This is a genomic window from Achromobacter maghribensis (genome assembly GCF_057334215.1).
The window spans coordinates 51,263-56,368 of the sequence record NZ_JBHFII010000044.1 but is presented as its reverse complement, the minus strand read 5'-3'; the positions used below and the strand labels follow the sequence as shown (position 1 = coordinate 56,368).

Sequence of the window (5,106 nt, the reverse complement as noted above, 5' to 3'; positions counted from 1 at the left end):
CTCCCGGCCCGCCGGGGCATCACTTATAGACGGTCTTGGAACCATCCTTGTGCCAAGTGAACACGTCGAACGAGAAGTTCGTCAGGTCGCCCTGCTTGTTCCAGGACACCTTGCCAATCGGCGTGTCGAAGGAATTGGCGTGCAGGTACTTGGCGACCTTGGTCGGGTCGTCCGAGCCCGCGCCCTTGATGCCGTCCGCGATGACTTGAGTGGCCGCGTAAGCCGTCATCTGGAAGGCACCGCCGGCGTTGCGCTTCTTGGCTTCGAAAGACTTGACGATGTCGGCGTTGGCGGCATTCTGGGTAAAGTCGGCCGGCAGCGTCAGCAACATGCCCTCGACGGCGTCGCCGGCAATGGCGTTGATGTCCGGATTGCCCGCGCCTTCCGGACCCATCCATTTGGCCTTCACGCCTTGCTCGGATGCCTGACGCAGCAGCAGGCCCATTTCCGGGTGGTAGCCGCCGTAGTAGACAAAGTCGACGCCTTGGCTCTTCAGCTTGGTGATCACGGCCGAATAGTCGCTGTCACCGGCGTTGATGCCTTCAAACACGGCAACCGGCACGCCGCCCTTCTCGAGGTCGTTCTTGACGGCCGTGGCGATGCCCTGGCCATACGACTGCTTGTCGTGCAGCACGGCGGCTTTCTTCGGCTTGATCTTTTCCAGCACGAACTTGGCGGCGGCGGGACCTTGCTGGTCGTCGCGGCCGATCGTGCGGAAGATGAACTCGTAGTTCTTGCCGTCCGTGAGGGCCGGCGCCGTGGCCGAAGGCGTCACCATGACGACGCCTTCATTGTTATAGATGTCGGCGGCGGCGATGGTGGCGCCCGAGCACACGTGGCCCACCACGAATCCGATCTTGCTGTTGACGACGCGGTTGGCGGCGACGGGGCCCTGCTTGGGTTCGCAGCCATCGTCGATCACAACGGTTTCCAGCTTCTTGCCATTCACGCCACCCGCGGCGTTGATGCGTTCGACAGCCGTGTCGACGCCTTCACGGACCATATCGCCATACTGAGTCACCGCGCCGGTGGTGGGGCCCACCACGCCGATCTTGATGGTTTGCGCTTGCGCTCCCGCCGCAAACGTCAGGCCAGCGGCGACGCCCAGCGCCGCAATGACCGGGGTCAGACGAAATACTGGCTTCATGAGTGGACTCCTCTAATCGCTTGTAATCGTTGGTTTTTGAACCGGGCGGACGCCGGAAAACGATGTGGTCACGCCCCGTTACTGTGCATGTGCACGGCAAGCATACACTGAAAAAACCCTGTATTTGGAGCCCATCCGGCCCGACTTCCGGCGTCCTCCGGGCACGTGGGTGCCGCATCGCGCACAGGCCCCGCTTTATACCCGGCGCCATATATGCAAAAGACGATTTATTCGTTTGAGTTACTAGGGCCGCGCGGCATGATGGCCGCCATGAGACTCCAACCGATCATCGTCCCCGGATGGAAAAACTCCGGACCGGACCACTGGCAATCACGCTGGGCGACCCTGCTGCCCCATGCGGTGCGCATCCAGCAGCGCGACTGGGAAAACCCGGCGGCGCCCGAATGGATCGCGACCCTGGCGGCGGAAGTCGACCAGGCCCGCAGCCCGGTGCTGCTGATCGCCCATAGCCTGGGCTGCCTGATCAGCGCCGCGCTGCCCGTCCCCTTGCGGGCAAAGGTGGCTGGCGCCCTGCTGGTGGCGCCGGCGGACGTGGAATCCGCTGACGCGCCAGCCTGCTTACGCGGGTTCCTACCCATTCCGCGCCAGCCCCTGCCATTCCAAAGCGTGGTGGTCGCCAGCGACAACGACCCCTACTGCCGCCTGGAGCGCGCTCGCGCCTTCGCGCAGGACTGGGGCAGCCGGGTCATCGTGCTGCCAGGGGCCGGGCACATCAATGCCGAAAGCGGCCTGGCTGATTGGCCCCAGGGCCTGAAGATATTCGGCGCGCTGCGCCGCCGCGCTTCCTGGCGTATCCCGACCCCGGCCAAGCGGATTCCTCCGGTGCCGGTTTGCAGCGTGCCCTGATCGGGCCTCGACCGCCGGTGGCCCCTACCCGGCCTGCGACAGCACGCCGCCCGGCGTGCTTTTTTGCCACAAATTCGCGGGTATCCCCGAGCGTCGCAACCAAACTTGCCATCTTTGTCATGTGATTCTTGCAAACCTTGCAAGTCATGACAAAAAAAGTCCCGCCTTTCATCGCGTCTGAATCGTTTTGATTAATCTTGCCCAATACAAGTTACAAATGATTGATATCCTACGGCCCCGAAAGCTCAAAGACAGCGAAACGTAAGGATCACTTCACGGGTTGCCTATGACTCCGTGGTTACCTGCGGGGCCTCAAACAGCTGAATCCTCGGTATACAGTAAAATCAATCTGTTTAAATCAATTTGTTTCTGCGCGTGCACCGCACAAATGCCCCGCCCTTGCCCAAGCGAGCGGAAGAGAAGGCATTGGTCAGACTGGAAAACAGAACATTCAAGTAATGAGCATAACGAGCATTCTCAAGGCGCTCCGGCAGCAGCGTCCATGCAGTGTCCAGGACAAGGGGGCCATCCGCGCGATGGCAGCAACAGGGAGAACCGCCATATCGGGCCGCATCGGCCGCGCTTGATCGTCAGACACAGACTCAGTCTTGGTCTGATTGACAAGGCGTCCGGCCATTCCGGCACCCAGGCCGTTACCGGCTCCCATTCCCCCTGCGGCTTGACCGCACTCTCATATTCCGCGTCGCAATACGACGCGGTTGGAAGGACACTGCATGGCTAAGCGCGTCGCCGTCATCGGATTATCATTCCGATTCCCCAGCACCACTGTAGACAACTACTGGCCAGCGCTGCTGGAAGGCCGTGACCTAGTCTCCCGCGTTGCCGACGACCGCTGGTCCGCCGACGCTTACCTGCACCCCGCCAAGGACCACCCCGGCACGGCTTACACCTTTGCCGCCGGCTCCATTGGCGACATCGCCGGGTTCGATGCCGGTTTTTTCGGCATTTCCCCGCGCGAAGCCGCCCTCATGGACCCGCAGCAACGCCTGCTGCTGGAAATGAGCTGGGAAGCCATGGAACAGGCGGGTGTACGTCCGTCCGCCCTGCGCGGCACGAATTGCGGTGTCTATATTGGCATCGCCAGCTCTGATTACGCCTATCGTCTGGCTGAAGACCTGAACGCCGTCGACGCATCGATGGCCACGGGCAATACCGCCAGCATCGCCGCCAACCGCCTGTCGTATTTCTTCGACCTGCGCGGCCCCAGCATCGCCATGGACACGGCGTGTTCGTCATCCCTGGTGGCTTTCCACCAGGCATGCCGCGCCATTGTTTCGGGCGAATGCAGCCAGGCTCTCGCCGGAGGCGTGAGTCTGCACCTTCACCCTTACGGTTTCATTACATTTTCCAAGGCATCGATGTTGTCGCCCCGTGGGCGCTGCAACGTTTTCGATGCGGCAGGCGATGGCTACGTCCGATCAGAAGGCGGCGGCATCTTCCTGCTGAAGGACTACGACCAGGCCGTGGCGGATGGCGACAACATCCTGGCCGTCGTGGCCGGGTCGGCCGTCAACACCGATGGCCGCAAGTCAGGGCTGACGGTGCCCAGCGCCGACGCCCAGGCCACGCTGATGCGCCAAGCTTACGAGCAGGCGGGTATTTCGCCCGCGGACATCGACTATCTTGAAGCACACGGGACGGGCACCGCAGTCGGCGACCCGATCGAAACGCGCGCCATCGGGGCCGCCCTGGCCCAGCGGCGCGGCAAAGACGCGCCGCTGCCCATCGGTTCGGTCAAGAGCAACCTGGGCCACCTGGAAGCCGCCTCCGGCGTTGCCGGCCTGGTCAAGGCAATGTATGTGTTACAGCATCGCGTGGTGCCGGCCACCATCGGCATCAAGACGCTCAACCCCAAGATCGAGTTCCAGAACTGGAACCTGGACGTCGTCATCCAGAACCGCAAGCTGCGCCAAACAGGCAAGCTGGTCGTTGGCGTGAACTCGTTCGGTTTTGGCGGCGCCAATGCGCACGTAATCCTGGAAAGCGCGCCCCAGCGCAGCCCGGCGGCCGAAGGCAAGATGGCCAAGACCGCTCCGATTCCGGTGCTGGTGTCCGGCAAGACGCCCCAGGCGCTGAAAGCCGCGGCGCGGCAGATGGCGGAGGTCTTGCGCGGCAAGCCTGCCAAATTCCTGTACAACGCGGCCTATCACGCCGCAATGCGGCGCGACTGGCACGCCGAGCGTGCCGTCGTCTTCGGCACCCACTGCAACACCGTCGCCGACCGGCTCCAGCAGTTCGCCGACGACGCAGAGTCCCATCCGGACGTGACGGTTGGCACGGCCTTGAAATTGGCACGCGGCCCCGTCATGGTCTATTCGGGCAATGGTTCGCAATGGGCCAAAATGGGCCGCCGCTTGTTGGCGGACCCGGTTTTCGCCACCGCCATCGACGAGGTCGACGCTCTGTTCTCGCAGTACGCCAATTTCTCGCTGCACAAGGAATTGGCCGGCGAAAACGGCGACGACCGCTACGAACGCACCGAAATCGCCCAGCCTGCGCTCTTTGCGCTGCAAGTCGGCATTACGCGCATGCTGGCGCAACGTGGCGTCGTGCCCTCGGCCGTTATCGGCCACAGCGTCGGGGAAGTCGCCGCCGCCTGGGCCTGCGGCGCCCTGAGCCTGCCCGACGCCGTTTGCGTCATCTTCCAACGCAGCCGCCTGCAAGGCGAAACCAAGGGCCAAGGCCGCATGACGGCCGTTGGCATCAGCGGGGAAGAAACACTGGCGCTGATCGCCCAGCACAACCTGGGCGACGGAGTCTGCGTGGCCGGCTTCAACAGCAGCCGAGGCGCGACCATCGCCGGTTCGCCCGAGGCGTTGACCGTGCTGGAAGCGGCGCTGGCCGAGCAAGCGCTATTCTTCCGGCGCCTGGATCTTGACTACGCGTTCCATAGCCCTGCCATGGACGGCATCGAAGCAGGCATCCGCGAATCGCTCGCGGGTATCCAGCCGCGCACGAACGATATTCCGTTCTACTCCACCGTCACCGGCGCCCTGCTGGACGGCGCCTTGCTGACTGCCGACTACTGGTGGCATAACGTACGCCAACCCGTCCGCTTCGAGCAGGCGGCC

Annotated in this window: 3 protein-coding genes; 2 read left to right on the top strand and 1 reads right to left on the bottom strand. The window is 63.3% G+C overall.

The annotated features are described in order from the left end of the window. Nucleotides 1-19 precede the first annotated feature (19 nt). The gene (locus ACE039_RS18190) at nt 20-1,147 is read right to left on the bottom strand and encodes a branched-chain amino acid ABC transporter substrate-binding protein (protein ID WP_485822970.1); all 1,128 of its coding nucleotides are present in this window, start codon (nt 1,145-1,147) and stop codon (nt 20-22) included. A gap of 270 nt (nt 1,148-1,417) precedes the next feature. Between ACE039_RS18190 and ACE039_RS18185 the strand changes: the two genes are divergently transcribed. Together ACE039_RS18185 and ACE039_RS18180 are read left to right on the top strand one after the other, a co-directional pair. Beyond that, nucleotides 1,418-2,014, top strand: coding sequence for an RBBP9/YdeN family alpha/beta hydrolase (locus ACE039_RS18185; RefSeq protein WP_485822969.1), 597 nt, complete (start codon nt 1,418-1,420; stop codon nt 2,012-2,014). A 734-nt stretch (nt 2,015-2,748) separates the two neighbouring features. Continuing rightward, nucleotides 2,749-5,106: type I polyketide synthase (locus ACE039_RS18180; RefSeq protein WP_485822968.1), on the top strand; the 2,358-nt coding region annotated here is incomplete at its 3' end.